This is a genomic window from Paracoccus sanguinis (genome assembly GCF_012689545.1).
Classification (GTDB): Bacteria; Pseudomonadota; Alphaproteobacteria; order Rhodobacterales; family Rhodobacteraceae; genus Paracoccus; species Paracoccus panacisoli.
Genome location: NZ_CP051542.1, coordinates 1,996,864 through 2,016,573, shown reverse-complemented (window position 1 = coordinate 2,016,573; position 19,710 = coordinate 1,996,864). Strand labels below are relative to the sequence as shown.

Here is a 19,710-nt window from a genome sequence, read left to right as displayed (position 1 = left end):
CCCGACTTGACTCTGGCCCCGAGACCCATCGGCCCGGCCACGCCGCCGCCCCGTCACCGGGGCGACGCGCCGCCTCACTCGGCCGGCACCGCCGCGAGGTCGCCCGTCTCGGCCAGCGGGTGCTTGAGATGCGGCAGCATCTCGCGCGGGCAGAGCTGGACGAAATGCGCCCGCTCGCGGTCCCAGTCGGCCAGGATGTCGGCCGCCCGGCGCGAGCCGGTCTCGGCCGCGTGCCGCTCGATCAGGCCCTTGAGCTGCGATTCCCAGTGCGGCGTCGTGACCGGGCAGGAGACCAGCGTCTCGGCGTTCACATAGTCGAGCGCCACGCCCTCGGGATCATAGAGATACGCCATCCCCCCGGTCATCCCGGCGCCGAAGTTGGCCCCGATCCGCCCGAGGATCACCGCGACCCCGCCAGTCATGTATTCGCAGCCGTTGGTGCCGCAGCCCTCGATCACCACGGTCGCGCCCGAGTTGCGGACCGCGAAGCGCTCGCCCGCGCGGCCGGCGGCGAACAGATGCCCCGCCGTCGCGCCGTAGAGGACCGTGTTGCCGATGATCGTGTTGTCGGCCGCGACCAGCGGGCTGTCCATCGGCGGCTTGACGACGATCACGCCGCCCGACAGCCCCTTGCCCACATAGTCGTTGGCGTCGCCCGACACCTCGATCTTCAGCCCCGGCGCAGCGAACGCGCCCAGCGACTGCCCGGCCGAGCCGGTCAGCCGGATCGTCAGGTGATCGGGTTGCAGGCTGTTCCGCATCCCGAACTTCTGCACGATCAGCGACGAGGTGCGCGTGCCGATGGTCCGATGCGTGTTCCGCACCGCATAGGACAGCTGCATCTTCTCGCCGTCCTCGAAGAACCGCGCCGCATCGCGGGCGATCTCGGCATCGAGCGTGTCGAGCACCGCGTTCCGGGGCTTCGAGCGGTCATAGACGATCTTGTCCGACCCATCGACGGTGATCAGCAGCGGGTTGAGGTCCAGATCGTCCAGGAACGCCGACCCGCGGCTCACCTGCGTCAGCAGGTCCGCCCGCCCGATCACCTCGTCCAGCGACCGCGCGCCGATCGAGGCGAGGATCTCGCGCACCTCCTGCGCGTAGAAGGTGATGAGGTTCACCACCTTGTCGGCCGAGCCGGTGAACATCGCGCGCAGGCGCTCGTCCTGCGTGCAGACGCCCACTGGGCAGGTGTTCGACTGGCACTGGCGCACCATGATGCAACCCATGGCGATCAGCGCCGCGGTGCCGATGCCGTATTCCTCGGCCCCCATCATCGCCGCCATGACGATGTCGCGGCCGGTCCGCAGGCCGCCGTCGGTGCGCAGCGTCACCCGGTCGCGCAGGCGGTTCATCGCCAGCACCTGATGGGCCTCGGTCAGCCCCATCTCCCACGGGAGGCCCGCGAACTTGATCGACGTCGCGGGCGAGGCGCCGGTGCCGCCGTTGTGGCCCGAGATCAGGATGATGTCCGCCTTGGCCTTGGCCACCCCGGCCGCGATGGTGCCGACGCCCGAGCCGGCCACCAGCTTCACCGTGATCTTGGCGCGCGGGTTGATCTGCTTGAGGTCATAGATCAGCTGCGCGAGGTCCTCGATCGAGTAGATGTCGTGGTGCGGCGGCGGGCTGATCAGCGTCACGCCCGGCGTCGAGTGCCGCAGCCGCGCGATCAGGCTCGTGACCTTCATCCCCGGCAGCTGCCCGCCCTCGCCGGGTTTCGCTCCTTGGGCGACCTTGATCTCCAGCTCCTCGCAGGCGTTCAGATATTCCGCCGTCACCCCGAACCGGCCCGAGGCGACCTGCTTGATCTTCGCGCACGGGTTGTCGCCGTTGGGCAGCGGGTGGCTGTGCGCCGGGTCCTCGCCGCCCTCGCCCGAATCGGACTTCGCCCCGATCCGGTTCATGGCGATGTTCAGCGTCATGTGCGCCTCGGGCGACAGCGCCCCCAGCGACATCCCCGGCGTCACGAAGCGCTTGCGGATCGCGGTGATGCTTTCCACCTCTTCGATCGGCACGGGCTTGCCCAGCGGCTTGATGTCCAGCAGGTCGCGGATGTGGATCGGCGGGTTCGCCCGCATCGCGGCCGAGAACTGTTTCCACACCTCGTAGCTCGCCTTTTCGCAGGCGAGCTGCAGCAGCCGCATGGTCGAGGCTTCCCACGCGTGCTTCTCGCCCGAGCGGCGGGCCTTGTAGAACCCGCCCACCGGCAGCAGCTCGGCGGCGTCGGTGTGCCAGCCCTTGTGGTGGATCTCTTCCAGCTTCGCCTGCAACCCGTGCAGGCCGATCCCCGAGATGCGGCTCTGCATCCCCGGGAAATACTCGGCGACCATCGCCCGGCTCAGCCCTACCGCCTCGAAGTTCAGACCGCCGCGATAGGACGACAGGACCGAGATCCCCATCTTGGCCATGATCTTCAGCAGCCCCTGGTCGATGGCGTCGCGGTAGCGCCGCATCGCCTCGACCAGATTGCCGGACAGCAGACCGCGCTCGATCCGGTCGGCGATGGTGTCCTGGGCCAGATACGGGTTCACCGTGGTCGCCCCGCAGCCGATCAGCACCGCGAAGTAATGCGGGTCGATGCACTCGGCCGAGCGCACGTTGAGCGAGCAGAAGGTCCGCAGCCCCTTGCGCGTCAGCCAGCTGTGCACCGCGCTGGTGGCAAGGATCATCGGCAGCCCGATCCGCCCCTCGTCCTGATGCTCGTCGGTCAGCACAAGCTGGCCGGCGCCCGAGCGCACGGCATCCTCGGCCTCGGCGCGGATGCGGGCCAGCGCCTCGCCCATCGCCTCGGGGCCCGCGCCGTCCGCGAAGGTGCAGTCGATCCGCGTCACCGCGTCACCGAACATCCGCTCGACCTCGGCCAGCTCGCCGGTGGCGAGGAACGGCGTCTCGAGCAGCGTGATGTCGGTGTGCTTCGAGCTTTCGTCGAGCACGTTCTTGAGGTTGCCGAACCGCGTCTTGAGGCTCATCACCCGCGTCTCGCGCAAGCTGTCGATGGGCGGGTTGGTCACCTGGCTGAAGTTCTGCCGGAAGAAATGGCTCAGCGGCCGATACTGGGCCGAGAGCACCGCGGGCGGCGTGTCGTCGCCCATCGAGGCCAGCGCTTCCTTCCCGTCCTCGGCCATCGGCGCGAGGACGTTCTCGATCTCTTCGACGGTGAAGCCCGCCGCGATCTGCCGGCGGCGCAGCGCCGCGCCGGTGAACATCACCGGCTCGGGCAGGTTCTCCAGCATCTTGCCGGGGGCGACGACCTTCTCAACCCAGTCCTCGAAGGGCTGGCTGGCGGCCAGGCGGTCCTTCATCTCGCGGTCGTGGTAGAGCCGCCCCTCGCGCATGTCGACGGCGATCATCTGCCCCGGCCCCAGCGCGCCCTTTTCGCGCACCGTCGATTCGGCCACCGGCACCATGCCGACCTCGGACCCCGCGATCAGCAGCCCGTCGCCGGTCACGACATAGCGCATCGGCCGCAGCCCGTTGCGGTCCAGCCCGCCGCAGACCCAGCGCCCGTCGGTCATGGCGAGCGCCGCGGGACCGTCCCACGGCTCCATGATCGAGTTGCAATAGGCGTACATGTCCGCCCAGGGCTTCGGCATGTCGGTCGTGGCCTTCGACCACGCCTCAGGCACCATGATCGTCTTGACCATCGGCGCCGAGCGGCCCGAGCGCACCATCACCTCGAACACCGCGTCGAGCGCGGCCGAATCCGACGACCCGCCCGGCACGATCGGCTTGATGTCCTCGGCCATGTCGCCGAAGGTCGCCGAGGCCATGCGGATCTCGTGGCTCTTCAGCCAGTTGAGGTTGCCCTTGAGCGTGTTGATCTCGCCGTTGTGGGCGAGCATGCGGAACGGCTGGGCGAGCCACCACTGCGGAAAGGTGTTGGTGGAATAGCGCTGGTGATAGATGGCGAAGGCGCTTTCGAAGCGCGCATCCTTGAGGTCGGGGTAGAACTCGGCCACCTGCTCGGCCAGCATCATCCCCTTGTAGATGATCGACCGGCACGACAGCGTGCAGAGATACATCCCGGCGATCTGCGCGGCGATGGCGGCGCGCTCGATCCGGCGGCGGATGATGTAGAGCTCGCGCTCGAACGCCTCGTCGTCGATGTCCTTCTCGCAGCGGATCAGGATCTGCTCGATCTCGGGGCGGGTGGCGTTGGCCTTGTCGCCCAGCACGGCGGTGTTCACCGGGACGTGCCGCCAGCCGTAGATATAGTGCCCCATCCGCAGCACTTCGGTCTCGACGATGGTGCGGCAGCGTTCCTGCGCGGCAAAGTCGGTGCGCGGCAGGAACACCTGTCCCACGGCGATCAGCTTGTCCATGTCGGGCTCGTGCCCGGTCCGGCGCACCTGGTCATAGAAGAACGGCACCGGGATCTGGACGTGGATGCCCGCCCCGTCGCCGGTCTTGCCGTCCGCATCGACCGCGCCGCGGTGCCAGACAGCCTTCAGCGCCTCGATCCCGTGCTCGACCACCTTGCGCGAGGGCTTGCCCTCGATCGAGACGACCAGCCCCACCCCGCAGGACGAATGCTCGTCCTCGGCCCGGTACAGGCTGTGGGCGTCCATCCAGGCGCGGCGGGTTTCCTCGGCCGCGACCCATTCGCTGGCCGGGACGTCGATCTGGTCACGCTGGGTCATGCCTGGGGTTCCTTGCTGACGGTCCCGCGGGCCGCGCCCGTGGGGGAGTGTTCCGGGGCGGCGCGCACCATCTGCGCATCGCAGTCATATTGCGGCTCGACCGAGCCGAAGCCGGGCTGGCCGGGGCGGATGAAGCGGACGGGGGAATCGTTGCTCTCGCCGCGTTCGCCCTGCCAGTCCACGGTCGTCTCGGCCCCGCCGTAGAAGCGGCGGTTCTCGCGGTCCACGAACTGCCCCCCGGTCCGGGTCGAGATCAGGTCGCCCGATTCCGCGAACAGCCGCAGCTCGAACCGCGTCGTGGCCAGCGTCACGCCGTCGATGACGGCCGTGCCGTCCAGCACGTCGTGGCCCACGAACCGCACCCGCTCGCCGCGGTCGGTGACGGTCCAGAAGTCATAGTCGTCGCGCCCGGTGTCGATGAGCGCGGTCAGGCTCGCCGGGTCGGCCTCGCTGTCCAGCGCCTCGGAGACGCCGGCCAAGAGGTCGGTCGATTCCATCCACCGCGTCTCGGCGTCGATGCGCGAGCGGTAGACCTCGCCCTCGCGGGTGAAATAGGTCACCCACTGGTCACCCGGCGCGTCGGCCGCGCAGGTGTAGTGCTGCGCCACGGTGCAGGACCGCTGCTGGACGGTCATCGTCAGCGTGCAGCCCTGCGGCGGGGTGAACACCCCGGCCGCGGCAAGCCCCGGCAGGCCGAGGATCAGGCAGCCCGCCTGACCCATCCGCCGCAGCGCGGCGGCGGTGCGTTCGGCCGGTCGTTCGCATGAACTGTGCATGAACATCGCATGAACCTTGCACGAACGCTGCATGGGTTTCAGATGCCTCACTCGGCGGCCATCCGGCTGGCCCCGGCCAGCTCGGCGGCGATGGCGTCGGCGGCCTCGCGCCCGTCGCGGATCGCCCAGACGACGAGGCTCGCGCCCCGCACGATGTCGCCCACGGCCCAGACGCCGGGCAGGCTGGTGCGGTGGGTGCGGAAGTCGGCCTTGATCGTGCCCCAGCGCGTCACCTCGAGCCCCTCGACCCCCCAGAGCCGCGGGATGTCCTCGGGCTCGAACCCCAGCGCCTTGATGACCAGGTCGGCGGGCTCGTCGTAATCGGCGCCCTCGATCGGCTCGGGCGACTGCCGGCCCGACACGTCGGGCGCGCCGAGCCGCATCCGCGTCACCCGCAAGCCGTTGACGCGGCTCGGGGTTTCGACCGGGACATGCGCGGGGGCGAGGGTCGGGTTGTCGCCCACTCCGTCGCCCGACAGATCGCCGCCGGCGTTCGCCACCGCGCCCTCGTCGGCCTTGCGGGCGACGCCCGGCGCGTGGCCGGCAAAGGCGTTCGGGGCCGAGAGCCAGACGAACTCCACCCCCTCTTCCTCGGCGTTCTGCACCTCGCGCTGGCTGCCCGGCATGTTGGCCCGGTCACGGCGGTAGAGGCACTTGACGCTGACAGCCCCCTGCCGGATCGCCGTGCGCACGCAGTCCATCGCCGTGTCGCCGCCGCCGATCACCACCACGCGCTTGCCCGCGGCGTTCAGCTCTCCATCCTCGAAATCCGGCACCTCGTCGCCCAGGTCCACGCGGTTCGAGGCGGTCAGATAGTCCAGCGCCCGCACCACCCCGCGCTCGGGCGCGTTGTCGATGTCGAGATCACGGGTCTGATAGACGCCGGTCGCGATCAGCACCGCGTCATGCTTGCCGCGGATCGCGTCGAAGCTGATCGTCTGGCCCACGTCGGCGCCCAGCACGAACTCGACGCCCCCCTCTTCCAGCAGGCGGTTGCGGCGCTCGACCACCGGCTTTTCCAGCTTGAAGCCGGGGATGCCGTAGATCAGCAGCCCGCCGGCGCGGTCGTGGCGGTCGTAGACGGTGACCTGGAACCCCATCCGCCGAAGCCGGTCGGCGGCCGCGAGCCCGCCCGGCCCCGCGCCGATGATGCCGACGCTCTCGGCCCGCTCGGCCGCGGGGCGGATCGGCTGGACCCAGCCCTCGTCCCAGGCGGTGTCAGTGATGTATTTCTCGATCGCGCCGATGGTGACGGTGCCGTGGCCGGACTGCTCGATGACGCAGTTGCCCTCGCACAGCCGGTCCTGCGGGCAGATGCGGCCGCAGATCTCGGGGAAGGTGTTGGTCTCCTGCGCGCGCAGATAGGCTTCCTGCGTGCGCCCCTCGGCGGTCAGGCGCAACCAGTCGGGAATGTTGTTATGAAGCGGGCAGTGGCTCTGGCAGTAGGGAACCCCGCATTGGCTGCACCGGCTCGCCTGCTCTTTCGCCTTGGCGTCGGCGAACTCGCGGTAGATCTCGTGAAAGTCTTCGGCGCGCTCGGCAGCCGTGCGCTTGTCGGGCATCTGCCGCGGCACGGTGACGAACTTGAGCATCGTTTGCGTGGCCATCGGCTGCGCCCCCTCGAATCATCCGAAGCCCCCTGTAAAGCAGGGATGAGGGGATAAAAAGTCAGCTCTGTTGACGTATTATGGAGTTTTCCCGATGAGCTGTTTCGTCGTGCCGTAGGGCGGCGGGAATATTAGGACCTATATGAAACCTAATGCCCGCCAACCCATTGGTCCCGTTGGCCTATGAAACGACCCCATACCAGCCGAGCGCCAACAGCAACCCGCCGAAGATGATCCGGTACACCGCAAAGATCGTGAAGCGGTTGGTCTGGATGTAGCCCAGCAGCCACTTGACCGAGACGAACGCGGTCACGGTCGAGACGACGAAGGCGATCCCGAGCGCCGTCCAGTCCTCGGGTGCCGCAGCGCCTCCCCCGCGGAGCCGGTCCAGCAGCTCATAGGCGCTCGCCGCATACATCGTCGGGATGCCGACCAGAAAGGCGAACTCGGTCGCCGCCGCGCGGTTCGAGGTGCCGAGCAGCATCGCCGCAAAGATCGTCGCCGCCGAGCGCGAGGTGCCCGGAAACACCCCGGCCACGACCTGCGCCACCCCGACCGCCACCGCCACCCGCCAGGTGATCGCGGCGCTGTCGGGCAGACGCGCGGCAAAGCGCTCGGCCAGGATCATCCAGACCCCGCCGATCACCAGCGCCCAGGCGATGGGGGTCACCGTCTCAGGCAGCTGGAACCCGGCCTTCTTGACCACCACCCCCAGCACCGCCGTGATCACGAAGGCGGTCAGCAGCTTGGCGAGGTAGTCGCGGCTGCCCGGATCACGCCAGCCTGTCGCCAGATCGGCCAGCCGCCGCCAGTAGATCAGCGTCACCGCGAGGATCGCGCCGGCCTGAATGACGATGTTGTAGGTGTCCGACCGCGCCCCCAGCCAGTGCTGGGCCAGAAGCAGGTGCCCGGTGCTGGAAATCGGCAGGAACTCGGTGATCCCCTCGATCACCCCGAGGATCACGTCGTTGAGATAGCTCACGTATTTCCCTTTGCCGGCTCAGCTTTCGCGCAGGTTCCGGGCCGAGGCCTTGATCGACTCGTACTGCCCCGAGGGGCGGAAGCGCCACAGATACTCGGGCACCACCGCCGCCGCCGAGGACGGCTCGATCCCCAGCTCGGCGAAGCCCATGACGCCGGTGCCGACGCGGTTCGGGCGGCGCATCTGCCGCACCTGGTCGCGGGTCAGCACGCGGTTGGTGACCAGCCCGCCGCTGGCCCACTGGACCGCGTCGAAGCCCCAGCCCATCAGGACGGCGAGGAACGACGGCACGCCCACGATGGCGCGGCGGCGGTCGGTGACGACCGCGACCATGCGGGCGATCTCGCGCATGGTCATCACGTCCGGGCCGCCGAGTTCATAGATGCCGGGCGCAGCGGTGCCCTCGGCCCCCATCATCGCGGCGCGGGCCACGTCCTCGACATAGACCGGCTGCAGCTCGGTCGCGGCGCCGGGCAGCGGCAGGATCGGGCCCAGCCGCATCATCCCGCCGATCTTGTTGAAGAACTTGTCGTCCGGCCCGAAGATCACCGAGGGCCGCAGGATCACCGCGTCGGGCCGGTGCGCCAGCACCGCGGCCTCGCCCCGCCCCTTCGAGGCGGCGTAGCGGCTGTCCGACGCCGGGTCCGCGCCGATCGCGGACAGCTGGACGAAATGCGTGACGCCACGCTCGGCCGAGATGCGGGCGATGCGTCCCGCGGCCTCGTCGTGGATGGCGTCGAAATTGTTGCGCCCCTCGCGCACGAGGATGCCGACGCAGTTGATCACCGCATCCGCGTCCATCATCGCCGCGGTCACCGACAAATCGTCGCGGACGTTGCAGGGCACCGGCTCGACCTGGCCCACGGCGCCATAGGTGCGCACCACCCCGGCCTGGTTCGGACGCCGTACGGCGACCCGAACGCGCCATCCCGCGGCCGCCATCTGCCGCGCGATCTGGCGCCCAACGAAGCCAGAACCCCCATAGATCGTGACCAGCCGTGCCATGCGCGCCCTCCGGGCCAACTCTCGAGCGGGGCGGTTTCCCCGTCCGTTTCGGGTGATAGCGAACCCTCAACGGCGCAGCAAGCGGAACGGGCGCGTCGGACGCACGGGCCGCAAGCGTTTCCGCGCGGCGCTGGCGACCCTGCCCGCGCCCCCTCACCGGCCCGTCGAGATTTTCGCAGCCGGTCCCCGAAAAGCCCGTTGACACCCCCCGCGACCGCCTCTAAATCCCCCCCTCACGCGACCTGCCCAGGTGGCGGAATTGGTAGACGCGCACGGTTCAGGTCCGTGTGCCGCAAGGCGTGGAAGTTCGAGTCTTCTCCTGGGCACCAACCGCATGAACAAACCCCGAGGGTCACTCCTCGGGGTTTTTCATTGTCCGGCCTCCGGCCCTCCCCTCGCCCCGGCTCAGCCCGGCCCGGCGCGGCGCAGGGCGAGGTCCAGCGCCTCGAGGAAGCGCGAGCGGTCGGCCTTGGCGAAGGCGCGCGCCCGCCCCTGCAGGAACGGATCGGCCGCGCGCAGGTCGGCCATCAGGTCGCGCGCGGCGAGGATCGGGCCGATGTTCGCCGCATCCAGCCGCTGCCCGTCGTGCTTGAGCACCTGCGCGCCCCCTTCGATGCAGCGGGCGGCGAGCGGGATGTCGCCGGTGATCACGATGTCGCCCGGACCGGCGCGGGCGGCGATCCACTTGTCAGCCTCGTCCGGTCCCTCGGGGACGATCACCGTCTCGACGAGGGGGTTGGCCGAGGGGCGGATGCCGCCGTTCGACACGATCACAAGCCTGTGCCGGTGGCGGGTCGCGGTCCGCTCGGCCTCGGCCTTCACCGGGCAGGCGTCGGCATCGACATAGATCGTCATTCCCGGGGCCTCCTTTGCTCGCTCCGCCCCGGTCTGCCCGCGGCGCAGGGGTCGCGCAAGCGCTGGCTTGCCGCCCGGCCGCCCCGTGGGCCCACCCCGGCCGACGCGGCGTCGGTTGAACCGCAGCGGCGGGGCGGGCGTTTCCCGCCCGGTTCACCCGGTCAACCAGATGGAGAACACCATGTCCCAACTCATCGTCATCGGCTTCGATTCCGAGGCGGACGCCTTTGCCCTGCGCGACGAGCTTGCCAAGGCGCAGAAGGAATACCTGCTCAAGCTCGAGGATGCGGTCGTGGTGACCCGCCCGACCGAGGGCGAGTACCAGCTGCACCAGGCGCTGAACCTGACCTCGGCCGGGGCGCTCGGCGGCGGGTTCTGGGGCGGGCTGATCGGGCTTTTGTTCCTCAACCCGCTGGCCGGGGCGGCGATCGGGGCGGGGGCCGGGGCGCTGGCCGGGTCGGCCACCGACTATGGCATTCCGGACGACTTCATCCGCCAGATCGGCAAGACGGTGCCGCTGGGCAGCGGCGCGGTGTTCATCCTCGCGCAGGACTTCAACCTCGACAAGCTGCTGCCGCGGCTCGAGAAATACGGCAGCCGGGCGCGGGTCATCCAGACCTCGATGAGCAACGCCGACGAAGAGCGGCTGCGGCACACGCTCGGCGCGGCAGGCTGGCCGGCGGCGAACGCGGCGGCGCACGGGGCCGGGGCTGCGAGTGGCGCGCCGGTCGGCGGCGCGGCGACGGTGGCGGCCGAGGCCGGGCCGATGCCCGACGTCGGCATGGCAAGCGCGGGCCATCACCCGGTTCCGCCTGAAAAGCTCTGACGTTCCGGACAAGTCAGCGCGGCAGCGATGCCACGCCCGGTCGGGCGCAGGCCGCGCGCCGCGCGGGCTTTCTTGACCGCGCGGCCCGCCGCGTGAGACGAGGGCGCCGATGTTCCGGGCGCCCGCCTCCCCCTCGCTGGACGATGCCGACGGCCGCCCGCGGCGCAGCCCGCTGGCTTGGGCCGTGCGCTACGCCGGGCGGCTGGCGGGGCGGGTGGGGCTCACGATGCTGGGGCTCGTGCTGCTCTACGGCTGGGTGGTGAACCCGCCGACAACGCTGACGATCCTGACCGAAGGCACAAGCCTCGACCGCCGCTGGACCCCGGCCGACGACATCGCCCCCGTGATGCTGCGCGCCGTCGTCGCGGCCGAGGACGCCAATTTCTGCCAGCACTGGGGTTTCGACATGACCGAGATCCGGCGTGTCATCGCCCGGGGCGAGACGCGCGGCGCCTCGACCCTCAGCCAGCAGACGGCCAAGAACGTGTTTCTGTGGCAGGGGCGAAGCTGGGTCAGGAAGGCGCTCGAGACGCTCTACACCCCGATGATCGAGGCGGTGTGGACCAAGCGGCGCATCCTCGAGGTCTATCTCAATGTGGCCGAGTTCGGGCCGGGCGTGTTCGGCGTCCACGCCGCCGCGGCGCACCACTTCCGCACCACGCCCGACCGGCTGAGCCCGGCGCAGGCGGCGGCGCTGGCCGCGGTGCTGCCGGCGCCGAAGTCCCGCACCGCGCGCCCCGGATCGAGCCGCGCCCGCGCCATCGCCGACGGGGCCGAGACGATCCGCCGCGACGGCCGCGCCGCCTGTTTCGAGCGGTAAGGCGGCTGAACCCCGCCCCCTCTGGCGGTTGTGCCGGGCGGGCGGGCCGCGTATCACCGACCGACCTCACCCGCCCGTTCCAGACTGCCCCGAAAGGCCCGTTCGATGACGACCCCCTCGACCCCGCGGCTCTATCACACCGCGCTTTCGCCCTATTGCCGCAAGGTGCGGCTGGTGCTGGGCGAGAAGCGCGTCGAGGTCGAGCTGGTCGAGGAACGCTGGTGGGAGCCGGGCTCCGAGATCCTGCGCCGCAACCCGGCCGGCAAGATCCCGGTGCTGCGGATCGACGGCCGGCTGCTCGCCGAGAGCCAGGCGATCTGCGAGTATCTGGACGAGACGATCCCCTCGCCCCCGCTGATGCCCACCACGCCGATCGAGCGGCACGAGGTGCGCCGCCTCTGCGCGTGGTTCGACGACAAGTTCAACGACGAGGTGACGCGCCCGATCCTGTCCGAGCGGGTGTGGAAGAAGGTGATGAAGGCGGGCTACCCCGACTCGCGGCTGGTCAAGTCGGGGCTGCGGGCGGTCAAGGACCACATCGACTATCTCGGCTCGCTGCTCGAGCAGCGGAAATGGCTGGCGGGGAACACGCTGAGCCTCGCCGATTTCACCGCCGCGGCGCATCTGTCGTGCCTCGACTACATCTCGGACGTGGACTGGGACCGCTCGTCGGTGCTGCGGGAGTGGTATGCCACGGTGAAATCGCGCCCGGCGTTCCGCAGCGTGCTGGCCGACCAGGTGTCCGGGCTGGCCCCGGCGCCGCATTATGCGCAGCTCGACTTCTGAGCCGCCCTCGCGCGGGGGCCCGGGGGGCGCTGCCCCCCGCCCGCCTGCGGCGGACTCCCCCCGGGATATTTTCGCAAGGAAGAAGCTGGTCCTCGACCGCGCGCGGGACGAGGGGTTTTCGGGGGTGGGCGTGACCACGCCCGACGCGATCCCGCAGGCGGCGGGGCGGCTTGCGGCGTTTCTGGACGCCGGGCGGCACGGGCAGATGGGCTGGATGGAGGAGCGCGCCGGCTGGCGCGGCGATCCGGCGGCGCTGTGGCCCGCGGCGCGTTCGGTGGTGATGCTGGCCGAGAGCTATGCGCCCGGCCACGATCCGCTGGACGACCTCGGCCGGCGCGACCAGGGCGCGATCAGCGTCTATGCGCAGGGCAAGGATTACCACGACATCGTCAAGCCGCGCCTGAAGCGGCTGGGGCGCTGGATGATCGAGCGCTTCGGGGGCGAGATCAAGGTGTTCGTGGACACTGCCCCGGTGATGGAGAAGCCGCTCGCGCAGGCTGCGGGGCTCGGCTGGCAGGGCAAGCACACCAACCTGCTGAGCCGGGATCTCGGCAACTGGTTCTTCCTCGGCGCGATCTTCACCACGCTCGAGCTGCCCCCCAATGCGCCCGAGGGCGAGCATTGCGGGTCGTGCCGGGCGTGTCTCGACATCTGCCCGACGGGGGCGTTTCCGGCGCCGTTCCAGCTCGATGCGCGGCGCTGCATCTCGTATCTGACCATCGAGCATCGCGGGCCGGTGGACCCTGAGCTGCGGGGGCGGATGGGCAATCGGGTGTTCGGCTGCGACGACTGCCTGGCCGTCTGCCCGTGGAACAAGTTTGCGGTCGCGGCGGCGGACCTGCGCTATCACGGGCCGCACCGGGCGCCGGCGCTGGCCGAGCTGGCGGGGCTGGACGACACCGGGTTCCGGGCGCGGTTCGCGGGCACGCCGGTCAAGCGGATCGGCCGCAACCGGCTGGTGCGGAACGCGCTCTATGCCATCGGCAACAGCGGCATCCCGGCGCTGCGGCCCGTGGCGCAGGGGTTGTGCGAGGACGCCGACCCGGCCGTGGCCGACGCCGCCCGCTGGGCCGTGGGGCGGCTGTCGTGAGCCCGCTCACGGGCATCGCGCTCAAGCTGGGCAGCGTGATGATCTTCACCGTCATGGGCGCGGTGCTCAAGGCCACCGCCGCGACCGTGCCCGCAGGCGAGCAGGTGTTCTTCCGTTCGCTCTTCGCCATTCCGGTGATCCTCGCCTGGCTGGCGTGGCGGGGCGAGCTGGCGACTGGCCTCAAGACCCGCGACCCGATGGCGCACGCCTATCGCGGCATCGTCGGCTCGATCGCGATGGGGACGAGCTTCGCGGGCCTCGGGCTCCTGCCCTTCCCCGAGGCGACGGCGCTGGGATACGCCATGCCGCTGCTGACGGTGATCTTTGCCGGGATGTTTCTGGCCGAGCCGGTGCGCGGCTTCCGGCTGTCGATGGTGGCGATCGGGCTTGTGGGCGTGCTGATCGTCCTGTCGCCGCGGCTGTCGGTCGGCGCCGGGTCGGTGACGATGGCCGAGTCGCTCGGCGCGATGCTGACCCTGACCGGGGCGGCGTTCGGGGCGCTGGCGCAGATCTTCATCTCGAAGATGGTGGCGACCGAGCGGACGGCAGCGGTGGTGTTCTGGTTCTCGGTGACGGCCACGGTGCTGTCGCTCGTCACCCTGCCGTTCGGCTGGGTGGTGCCGGACGCGCGGACCGCGGCGCTGCTGGTCAGTTGCGGGATTATGGGCGGGGCGGCGCAGATCATGCTGACCTCGGCCTATCGCTATGCGGATGCCTCGCTGGTGGCGCCCTTCGACTATGCCTCGATGCTGATGGCGCTGGCGATCGGCTGGTTCGTGTTCGGCGAGGGCGCCTCGGCCCGGATGCTGCTGGGCGCGGCGGTGATCATCGCGGCGGGCGTGGCGATCATCTGGCGCGAGCGGCAACTGGGCATCAGCCGCGCGCGGCGGGCGGGCACCCCGCGCTAGAGCGGCACCAGCGCGCCGCGGTGGGCGATGACCCTGAGGGCGAGGGCGTGGCCGGCGCGGATGGCGGCCTCGGGCGGCTGACCCTGCAGCGCCGCGGCGAGGTAGCCCGCGTTGAAGCTGTCGCCCGCGGCGGTGCTGTCGACCGGCGTGGCGCGCGGCAGGTCCGCCACCACCCCCGCGCCCGCGGCGCCGCCGTAATGCACCGGCCCGCCGCCGGCCTTGACCACCACCGTGCCCGCGCCCGCGTCGAGGTAGCGGGCGATGGTGGCCGGGGGCCCCTCGTCCCCGAACTGCGCGGCCTCGTCGTCGAAGCTGGGCAGGATCAGGTCCGAAAGCCCGGCGAAGCGGGTGATCTGGGCGCGCATCGTCGCCGCATCCTCCCACAGCCGGGGCCGCATGTTGGGGTCGAAGACGACCCGCGCGCCGCCCTCGGACGCGCGGGCCAGCGCCACCGCCAGCCGGTCGCGGCCTTCGGGCGGCAGGATCGCCACGGTGATGCCCGAGAGGTAGAGCGTGGCGGCCTCGGCGAACGCCCGGTCCAGCGCGCCGGCGTCGTCGGCCAGCCCGCGCGCGGCCGAGGCGCTGCGCCAATAGGTGAAGCTGCGCTCGCCGTCGTTGAGGTCGATGGCGTAAAGCCCGACCTCGCGCGCCGGATCGGTTCCGATGTGGTCGGGCACGATCCCCGCCGCGGCGATGAAGTCCCGCAGCCGGGTCGAGAACCCGCCCGTGCCCACGCGGGTCAGATAGCCCACCGCCTGATCCGCGGGCAGCAGGCGGCGCAGGTACCACGCGGTGTTCAGCGTGTCGCCGGCAAAGCCGAGGTGCCACAGCGCGGGGTCGGCGCTGGCCGACAGCTCGACCATCGCCTCGCCCAGCGCCAGGACCGTGAGCCGCCTCACTCCTTCACGGCCCCGGTCATGGACGAGACGTAGTAGTCCACGAAGAACGAATAGAGGATCACCACCGGCAGCGAGCCCAGAAGCGCCCCCGACATCAGCGCCCCCCATTCGTAGATGTCGCCGCGCACGAGTTCGGTCAGCACCCCCACCGGCACGGTCTTGTTCTCGGACGACGAGATGAAGGTGAGCGCATAGATGAACTCGTTCCAGCTCAGCGTGAAGGCGAAGATGCCGGCCGAGATCAGCCCCGGCACCGCCAGCGGCAGCACCACCTTGGTCAGGATCTGCCAGCGGCTCGCCCCGTCGACCAGCGCGGATTCCTCGAGCTCATAAGGGATCGAGCGGAAATAGCCCATCAGCAGCCAGGTGCAGAAGGGGATCAGGAAGGTCGGATAGGTGAGGATCAGCGCAAGGCGCGAATCGAAGATGCCGACCTGAAAGACGATGAACGCCAGCGGGATGAACAGGATCGACGGCGGCACGAGATAGGCGAGGAAGATCATCAGCCCGGTGATGCGCGAGCCGCGGAACCGCAGCCGCTCGATCGCATAGGCGGCCAGCACCGACGCGACGAGCGAGATCGCCGTCGAGGCCACCGACACGATCACCGTGTTCCACATCCAGCGCGGGTAGGTCGTCTCGAACAGCAGGTAGCGCATGTGGTCGAGCGTCGGGCCGACCACCCAGAAGGGGCTGTAGTTCCGGTAGTCGGTGAGCTGGTTGTCCGGCTTCACCGCCGTGATCGCCATCCAGTAGAACGGGAACAGCAGCACGAACACGAACACCGCCAGCGGCAGCCACAGCACGAGGATGCGGCGGGCGGGGGATTCGTACTGCTCGAGCCCGGTGGCGTTGTCCTCTTGCGCCATCTCAGTCGTTCCCTTGCTGCCATTTGCGGCGCTGGAGGCCGAAGAAGCTGAACAGGATCGCGGCCAGAAGGAACGGGATCATCGCCACCGCGATGGCCGCGCCCTCGCCCAGCTGCCCGCCGGGGATGGCGCGCTGGAAGCTGAGCGTGGCCATCAGGTGCGTGGCGTTCACCGGTCCGCCGCGGGTCAGCACGTAGATGAGCTGGAAGTCGGTGAAGGTGAACAGCACCGAGAAGGTCATCACCACGGCGATGATCGGCGTCAGTAGCGGCAGCGTCACGTGCCGGAACCGCTGCCACGGCGTCGCGCCGTCGATGGCGGCGGCCTCGTTCAGAGACTGCGGGATTGTCTGCAGCCCGGCCAGCAGCGAGATCGCCACGAACGGGATGCCGCGCCAGATGTTGGCGGCGATGACCGACCAGCGGGCGTTCCACGGATCGCCGAGGAAGTTGATCGGCCGGTCGATCAGCCCGAGCTGCATCCCGATCCACGACAGGATCGAGAACTGGGAATCGAAGATCCACCAGAAGGCCATGGCCGACAGCACCGTCGGCACCACCCACGGCAGCAGGATGATCGCTCGGAAGAAGTTCTTGAACGGCAGGTGCCGGTTCAACAGCAGCGCGAGCCACAGGCCCAGCGCGAACTTCGCCACCGAGGCGAAGACGGTGTAGAAGAGGGTGTTGAACACCGCGAGCCAGAACACCGGGTCATCGAAGAGCCACTGATAGTTCTCGAGCCCGACAAAGCTGCCCGGCCGCCCGATCTTGGTGTCGGTGAAACCCAGCCAGACGCCCAGTCCCAGCGGGTAGGTCAGGAAGAAGATCAGGAACGCCGCCGCCGGCAGCATGAAGAGAAAGCCCAGCCAGTTCCGGCTCTCGGCGATGCGGCCGAACAGGCCCTTGCGGGGCGGGGCGTCTGCGGGGTGGGTCGGCATGGCGCGGCCTCTCGCGGCAAGGGGTGCGGGCGGTGGCGGGCGTGACGGCGGGCGTCCGAGGGGGCCGGCGGTCACCCGCCGGCCCTCGACGCTTGCTCAGCGGTAGTAGCGGGCCAGCCGCCGCTCGGCGTTGGCGATCGCCTCTTCGGGCGAGCGCTGGCCGGTGACGGCCTCGGCGAACATGTCCACCAGCACGTAATCCGCCATCGCCCCCGCCGACGCCGGCCCCAGCGGCCCGGCGTAGCCGTTCACCCGCAGCGACTCGGACGCCTTGGAATAGGGCGTGTGGATCGGGTTCGAGGTCCAGACCGGGTTCGACGCGAACTCCTTGAGCGGCTGGCAGCAATAGGCCGAGGCGCCCTCGAGCCAGCGGTTGAAGTTGTCCGAGCGGAACATGAACTCGAGATAGGCCTTGGCCGCGTTCGGATACTTGCAGTGGTTGAAGATCGAGACGGTCGAGGTCTGGGCCAGCTCGACCGACTTCCCGACCGGCCCGATCGGCATGTTGGTGGTGCGGATGTCGTCCGCGATCGGCTTGAGCGCCGGGTCCTTCATCGCCGCGTAGTAGAGCGACACCCCGTTCGCCGTCAGCGACACCTCGCCCGCGAGGAAGGCGCGGTTGTTGTTGATGTCGAGCCAGCTTTCCGTGCCGGGGATGAAGGTCGCGTACATCTTGCGGGCATAGTCGATGGCGGCCAGCGTCTCGGGCGAGTTGATGGTGACCTCGCCCGCCTCGTTGACGGCCTGCCCGCCGTGCGACCAGAGCAGCCAGTGGGCATAGTTGTTGCCGTCGCCCACCGCCTTGCCGTGCGGGAAGCCCGCAGGCGTCCCCTTGGCCTTCAGCGCCTCGCAGAGCTTCAGGAACCCCTCGGTGTCCTTGGGGAATTCGTCGAAGCCCGCGGCCTTCACGTGGCTGTCGCGGTAGCAGATGGCGTTGCCGATCGCGCAGAGCGGGGTCGAGATCCACTTGCCGTCCTGCTGGCCGTAGGCGGCGAGGCCGTCGTACCAGCCGCCGTGCCGCTCACCCAGCATGGTGCAGAGGTCGGTCACGTCCACCAGCTTGTCGGGATACTGGAAGGGGTCGTCGAACCAGCTCATCACCATGTCGGGGCCCGAGCCGACGTTGGCGGCGACGGCGGCCTTGGGGCGGACGTCCTCCCAGCTTTCCTGGTCGATGGTCACCTGCACGCCGGTCGCGTCGGTGAAGGCCTTGGTGTTGGCGTTCCACGCCTCTTCCTCGCCCTTGACGAAGGGCACCCAGCGCAGCAGGCGCAGGCTCGCGCCGGCCTCGGGGGTGAAGGTCGCGGCGGGGGCTGCGCCCGCGGCCGGGGCGGCGCCGCCCGCGGGGGCTGCGGCCTGGGCCGCGGCGCTGCGGGCGCCGAACGGCCCGATCAGCGCCCCGGCCGCCGCCATCGCGGCCGAGCCGCGCAGCAGGGTTCTGCGGTCGATGGTCATGGTGGTGGTTCCTCCCCTACAGTCGGCGGTCGCTGCCGCCTGGTGCTTGGTCCGTCCCGCGCCCTCCCCGGCGCGGGCGGCCGGTCGTCTATGCCGTCAGGCGCTGGCCGGTCCCCTCGTCGAACAGATGCACCGCGCCCGGGTCGATGCCGATGTCGAGGACGCCGCCCGGCGGCACCGCCACGCGGTCGCGGAAGACGCCGGTGATCTCGGTCCCGCCCAGGGTGCCGACGACATAGGTTTCCGCCCCGGTCGGCTCGGTCACCTCGACGGCCAGCGGGATCGTCCCGCCCAGCCGCATCGCCTCGGGGCGGACGCCATAGACGAGCGGCTGCCCGGTCCGCGCCCGGCCGGTGTCGCCGACCGGCAGCCGGGTGCCGTCGGCGGCCAGGAACTGGCCGTCCTCGGCCAGCCGCCCCTTGACCATGCTCATCGCCGGAGAGCCGATGAACCCCGCCACGAACAGGTTCGCCGGCCGGTCGTACAGTTCGAGCGGCGCGCCGACCTGTTCCACCCGGCCGTCGTGCATGACCACGATCTTGTCGGCCATGGTCATGGCCTCGATCTGGTCGTGGGTGACATAGACGGTCGTGGTCCTGAGCCGCTGGTGCAGGTTCTTGATTTCGGTCCGCATCGTCACCCGCAGCTTGGCGTCAAGGTTCGACAGCGGCTCGTCGAACAGGAACACCTTCGGGTTGCGGACGATGGCGCGCCCCATCGCCACGCGCTGGCGCTGCCCGCCCGAGAGCATCCGCGGATAGCGGTCGAGCAGATGCGCAAGCCCGAGGATTTCGGCCGCCGGCCGTACCTGCTCGGCGATGCGCGCCCGGCTCTGTCCCGCGAGCTTGAGCGAGAAGCCCATGTTCTCGGCCACGGTCAGGTGCGGGTAGAGCGCGTAGTTCTGGAACACCATCGCGATGTCGCGATCCTTGGGCGGCAGGTCGTTCACCACCCGGTCGCCGATCAGGATCCGCCCCGAGGTGATGTGCTCGAGCCCGGCGAGCATCCTGAGAAGCGTGGACTTGCCGCAGCCCGAGGGGCCGACGAGGACGACGAACTGCCCCTCTTCAATGTCCACATTGACCCCGTGCAGGACTTCGACCGCGCCATAGGACTTGCGGACATCGTCGATCGTCACGGACGCCATGCACACCCCTCCCAAGGTATCCAGTGCGGCCATGCTAGGCACGGGGCCGGGCTTGGCGCAAGCGGTTTCAGTGTCGGGGATTGGGGATCGGGGGCGCGCGGAGGCAGG

At 70.0% G+C, this 19,710-nt stretch carries 16 protein-coding genes and 1 tRNA gene; 6 read left to right on the top strand and 11 right to left on the bottom strand.

The window, feature by feature from the left end; all coding sequences use genetic code 11:
• Positions 1–74 precede the first annotated feature (74 nt).
• From gltB to HGN31_RS09635, 5 genes are all read right to left on the bottom strand, one after another.
• A complete protein-coding gene (gene gltB / locus HGN31_RS09655; protein ID WP_036733513.1) occupies positions 75–4,640 on the bottom strand; it encodes a glutamate synthase large subunit in 4,566 nt (1,521 codons plus the stop codon).
• On the bottom strand, positions 4,637–5,422 hold the full coding sequence (locus HGN31_RS09650; protein ID WP_211096282.1) for a hypothetical protein: 786 nt from the start codon (positions 5,420–5,422) through the stop codon (positions 4,637–4,639). Before HGN31_RS09650 ends, gltB begins: the two co-directional genes overlap by 4 nt.
• A gap of 41 nt (positions 5,423–5,463) precedes the next feature.
• Positions 5,464–7,023 (bottom strand): NAD(P)-dependent oxidoreductase, encoded by a 1,560-nt coding sequence (locus HGN31_RS09645; protein ID WP_036704382.1) that lies wholly within the window; start codon positions 7,021–7,023, stop codon positions 5,464–5,466.
• 181 nt (positions 7,024–7,204) lie between these two features.
• Positions 7,205–8,005: an undecaprenyl-diphosphate phosphatase gene (locus HGN31_RS09640; RefSeq protein ID WP_168783041.1), complete on the bottom strand. Its 801-nt coding sequence runs from the start codon at positions 8,003–8,005 to the stop codon at positions 7,205–7,207.
• Between the two features lie 18 nt (positions 8,006–8,023).
• Positions 8,024–9,010, bottom strand: a complete 987-nt coding sequence (locus HGN31_RS09635) for a complex I NDUFA9 subunit family protein (RefSeq protein WP_043133303.1) — start codon at positions 9,008–9,010, stop codon at positions 8,024–8,026.
• Positions 9,011–9,254: 244 nt separating this feature from the next.
• On the opposite strand from HGN31_RS09635, the gene HGN31_RS09630 reads away from it, so the two are divergent.
• A tRNA-Leu gene (locus HGN31_RS09630) sits at positions 9,255–9,339 on the top strand.
• A 76-nt stretch (positions 9,340–9,415) separates the two neighbouring features.
• Here the strand turns inward: HGN31_RS09630 and HGN31_RS09625 are convergent.
• On the bottom strand, positions 9,416–9,865 hold the full coding sequence (locus HGN31_RS09625) for a YaiI/YqxD family protein (RefSeq protein WP_036733506.1): 450 nt from the start codon (positions 9,863–9,865) through the stop codon (positions 9,416–9,418).
• A gap of 181 nt (positions 9,866–10,046) precedes the next feature.
• Between HGN31_RS09625 and HGN31_RS09620 the strand changes: the two genes are divergently transcribed.
• The 5 genes from HGN31_RS09620 (at position 10,047) to HGN31_RS09600 (ending at position 14,295) form a co-directional block, all read left to right on the top strand.
• Complete coding sequence (locus HGN31_RS09620) at positions 10,047–10,691, top strand: DUF1269 domain-containing protein (protein WP_168783040.1); 645 nt, start codon at positions 10,047–10,049, stop codon at positions 10,689–10,691.
• A gap of 109 nt (positions 10,692–10,800) precedes the next feature.
• The gene (gene mtgA / locus HGN31_RS09615) at positions 10,801–11,511 is read left to right on the top strand and encodes a monofunctional biosynthetic peptidoglycan transglycosylase (protein WP_168783039.1); all 711 of its coding nucleotides are present in this window, start codon (positions 10,801–10,803) and stop codon (positions 11,509–11,511) included.
• Positions 11,512–11,616: 105 nt separating this feature from the next.
• Positions 11,617–12,297 (top strand): FtsZ-binding protein FzlA, encoded by a 681-nt coding sequence (fzlA, locus tag HGN31_RS09610; RefSeq protein WP_036705823.1) that lies wholly within the window; start codon positions 11,617–11,619, stop codon positions 12,295–12,297.
• A 67-nt stretch (positions 12,298–12,364) separates the two neighbouring features.
• Positions 12,365–13,387, top strand: coding sequence for a tRNA epoxyqueuosine(34) reductase QueG (queG, locus tag HGN31_RS09605; protein WP_244961215.1), 1,023 nt, complete (start codon positions 12,365–12,367; stop codon positions 13,385–13,387).
• A 38-nt stretch (positions 13,388–13,425) separates the two neighbouring features.
• On the top strand, positions 13,426–14,295 hold the full coding sequence (locus tag HGN31_RS09600) for a DMT family transporter (protein ID WP_231565779.1): 870 nt from the start codon (positions 13,426–13,428) through the stop codon (positions 14,293–14,295).
• Here the strand turns inward: HGN31_RS09600 and HGN31_RS09595 are convergent.
• From HGN31_RS09595 to HGN31_RS09575, 5 genes are all read right to left on the bottom strand, one after another.
• Entirely contained in the window at positions 14,292–15,194 is a 903-nt protein-coding gene (locus HGN31_RS09595) for a sugar kinase (protein ID WP_342355762.1), read from the bottom strand. The two genes, HGN31_RS09600 and HGN31_RS09595, sit on opposite strands and share 4 nt — an antisense overlap.
• Positions 15,191–16,063, bottom strand: coding sequence for a carbohydrate ABC transporter permease (locus HGN31_RS09590; protein WP_168783036.1), 873 nt, complete (start codon positions 16,061–16,063; stop codon positions 15,191–15,193). The genes HGN31_RS09595 and HGN31_RS09590 overlap by 4 nt, the downstream gene beginning before the upstream one ends.
• Position 16,064: 1 nt before the next feature.
• Positions 16,065–17,000 (bottom strand): carbohydrate ABC transporter permease, encoded by a 936-nt coding sequence (locus tag HGN31_RS09585; protein WP_074826178.1) that lies wholly within the window; start codon positions 16,998–17,000, stop codon positions 16,065–16,067.
• Between the two features lie 96 nt (positions 17,001–17,096).
• The gene (locus HGN31_RS09580; RefSeq protein ID WP_036703701.1) at positions 17,097–18,455 is read right to left on the bottom strand and encodes an ABC transporter substrate-binding protein; all 1,359 of its coding nucleotides are present in this window, start codon (positions 18,453–18,455) and stop codon (positions 17,097–17,099) included.
• 88 nt (positions 18,456–18,543) lie between these two features.
• Entirely contained in the window at positions 18,544–19,602 is a 1,059-nt protein-coding gene (locus HGN31_RS09575; protein WP_168783035.1) for an ABC transporter ATP-binding protein, read from the bottom strand.
• Positions 19,603–19,710 lie beyond the last annotated feature (108 nt).

Coding starts and splice junctions, on each gene's coding strand:
- gltB (WP_036733513.1), bottom strand. CDS start 4,640: ATGACCCAGCGTGACCAGATCGACGTCCCGGCCAGCGAATGGGTCGCG.
- HGN31_RS09650 (WP_211096282.1), bottom strand. CDS start 5,422: ATGTTCATGCACAGTTCATGCGAACGACCGGCCGAACGCACCGCCGCC.
- HGN31_RS09645 (WP_036704382.1), bottom strand. CDS start 7,023: ATGGCCACGCAAACGATGCTCAAGTTCGTCACCGTGCCGCGGCAGATG.
- HGN31_RS09635 (WP_043133303.1), bottom strand. CDS start 9,010: ATGGCACGGCTGGTCACGATCTATGGGGGTTCTGGCTTCGTTGGGCGC.
- HGN31_RS09625 (WP_036733506.1), bottom strand. CDS start 9,865: ATGACGATCTATGTCGATGCCGACGCCTGCCCGGTGAAGGCCGAGGCC.
- HGN31_RS09620 (WP_168783040.1), top strand. CDS start 10,047: ATGTCCCAACTCATCGTCATCGGCTTCGATTCCGAGGCGGACGCCTTT.
- mtgA (WP_168783039.1), top strand. CDS start 10,801: ATGTTCCGGGCGCCCGCCTCCCCCTCGCTGGACGATGCCGACGGCCGC.
- fzlA (WP_036705823.1), top strand. CDS start 11,617: ATGACGACCCCCTCGACCCCGCGGCTCTATCACACCGCGCTTTCGCCC.
- HGN31_RS09600 (WP_231565779.1), top strand. CDS start 13,426: ATGATCTTCACCGTCATGGGCGCGGTGCTCAAGGCCACCGCCGCGACC.
- HGN31_RS09590 (WP_168783036.1), bottom strand. CDS start 16,063: ATGGCGCAAGAGGACAACGCCACCGGGCTCGAGCAGTACGAATCCCCC.
- HGN31_RS09585 (WP_074826178.1), bottom strand. CDS start 17,000: ATGCCGACCCACCCCGCAGACGCCCCGCCCCGCAAGGGCCTGTTCGGC.
- HGN31_RS09580 (WP_036703701.1), bottom strand. CDS start 18,455: ATGACCATCGACCGCAGAACCCTGCTGCGCGGCTCGGCCGCGATGGCG.
- HGN31_RS09575 (WP_168783035.1), bottom strand. CDS start 19,602: ATGGCGTCCGTGACGATCGACGATGTCCGCAAGTCCTATGGCGCGGTC.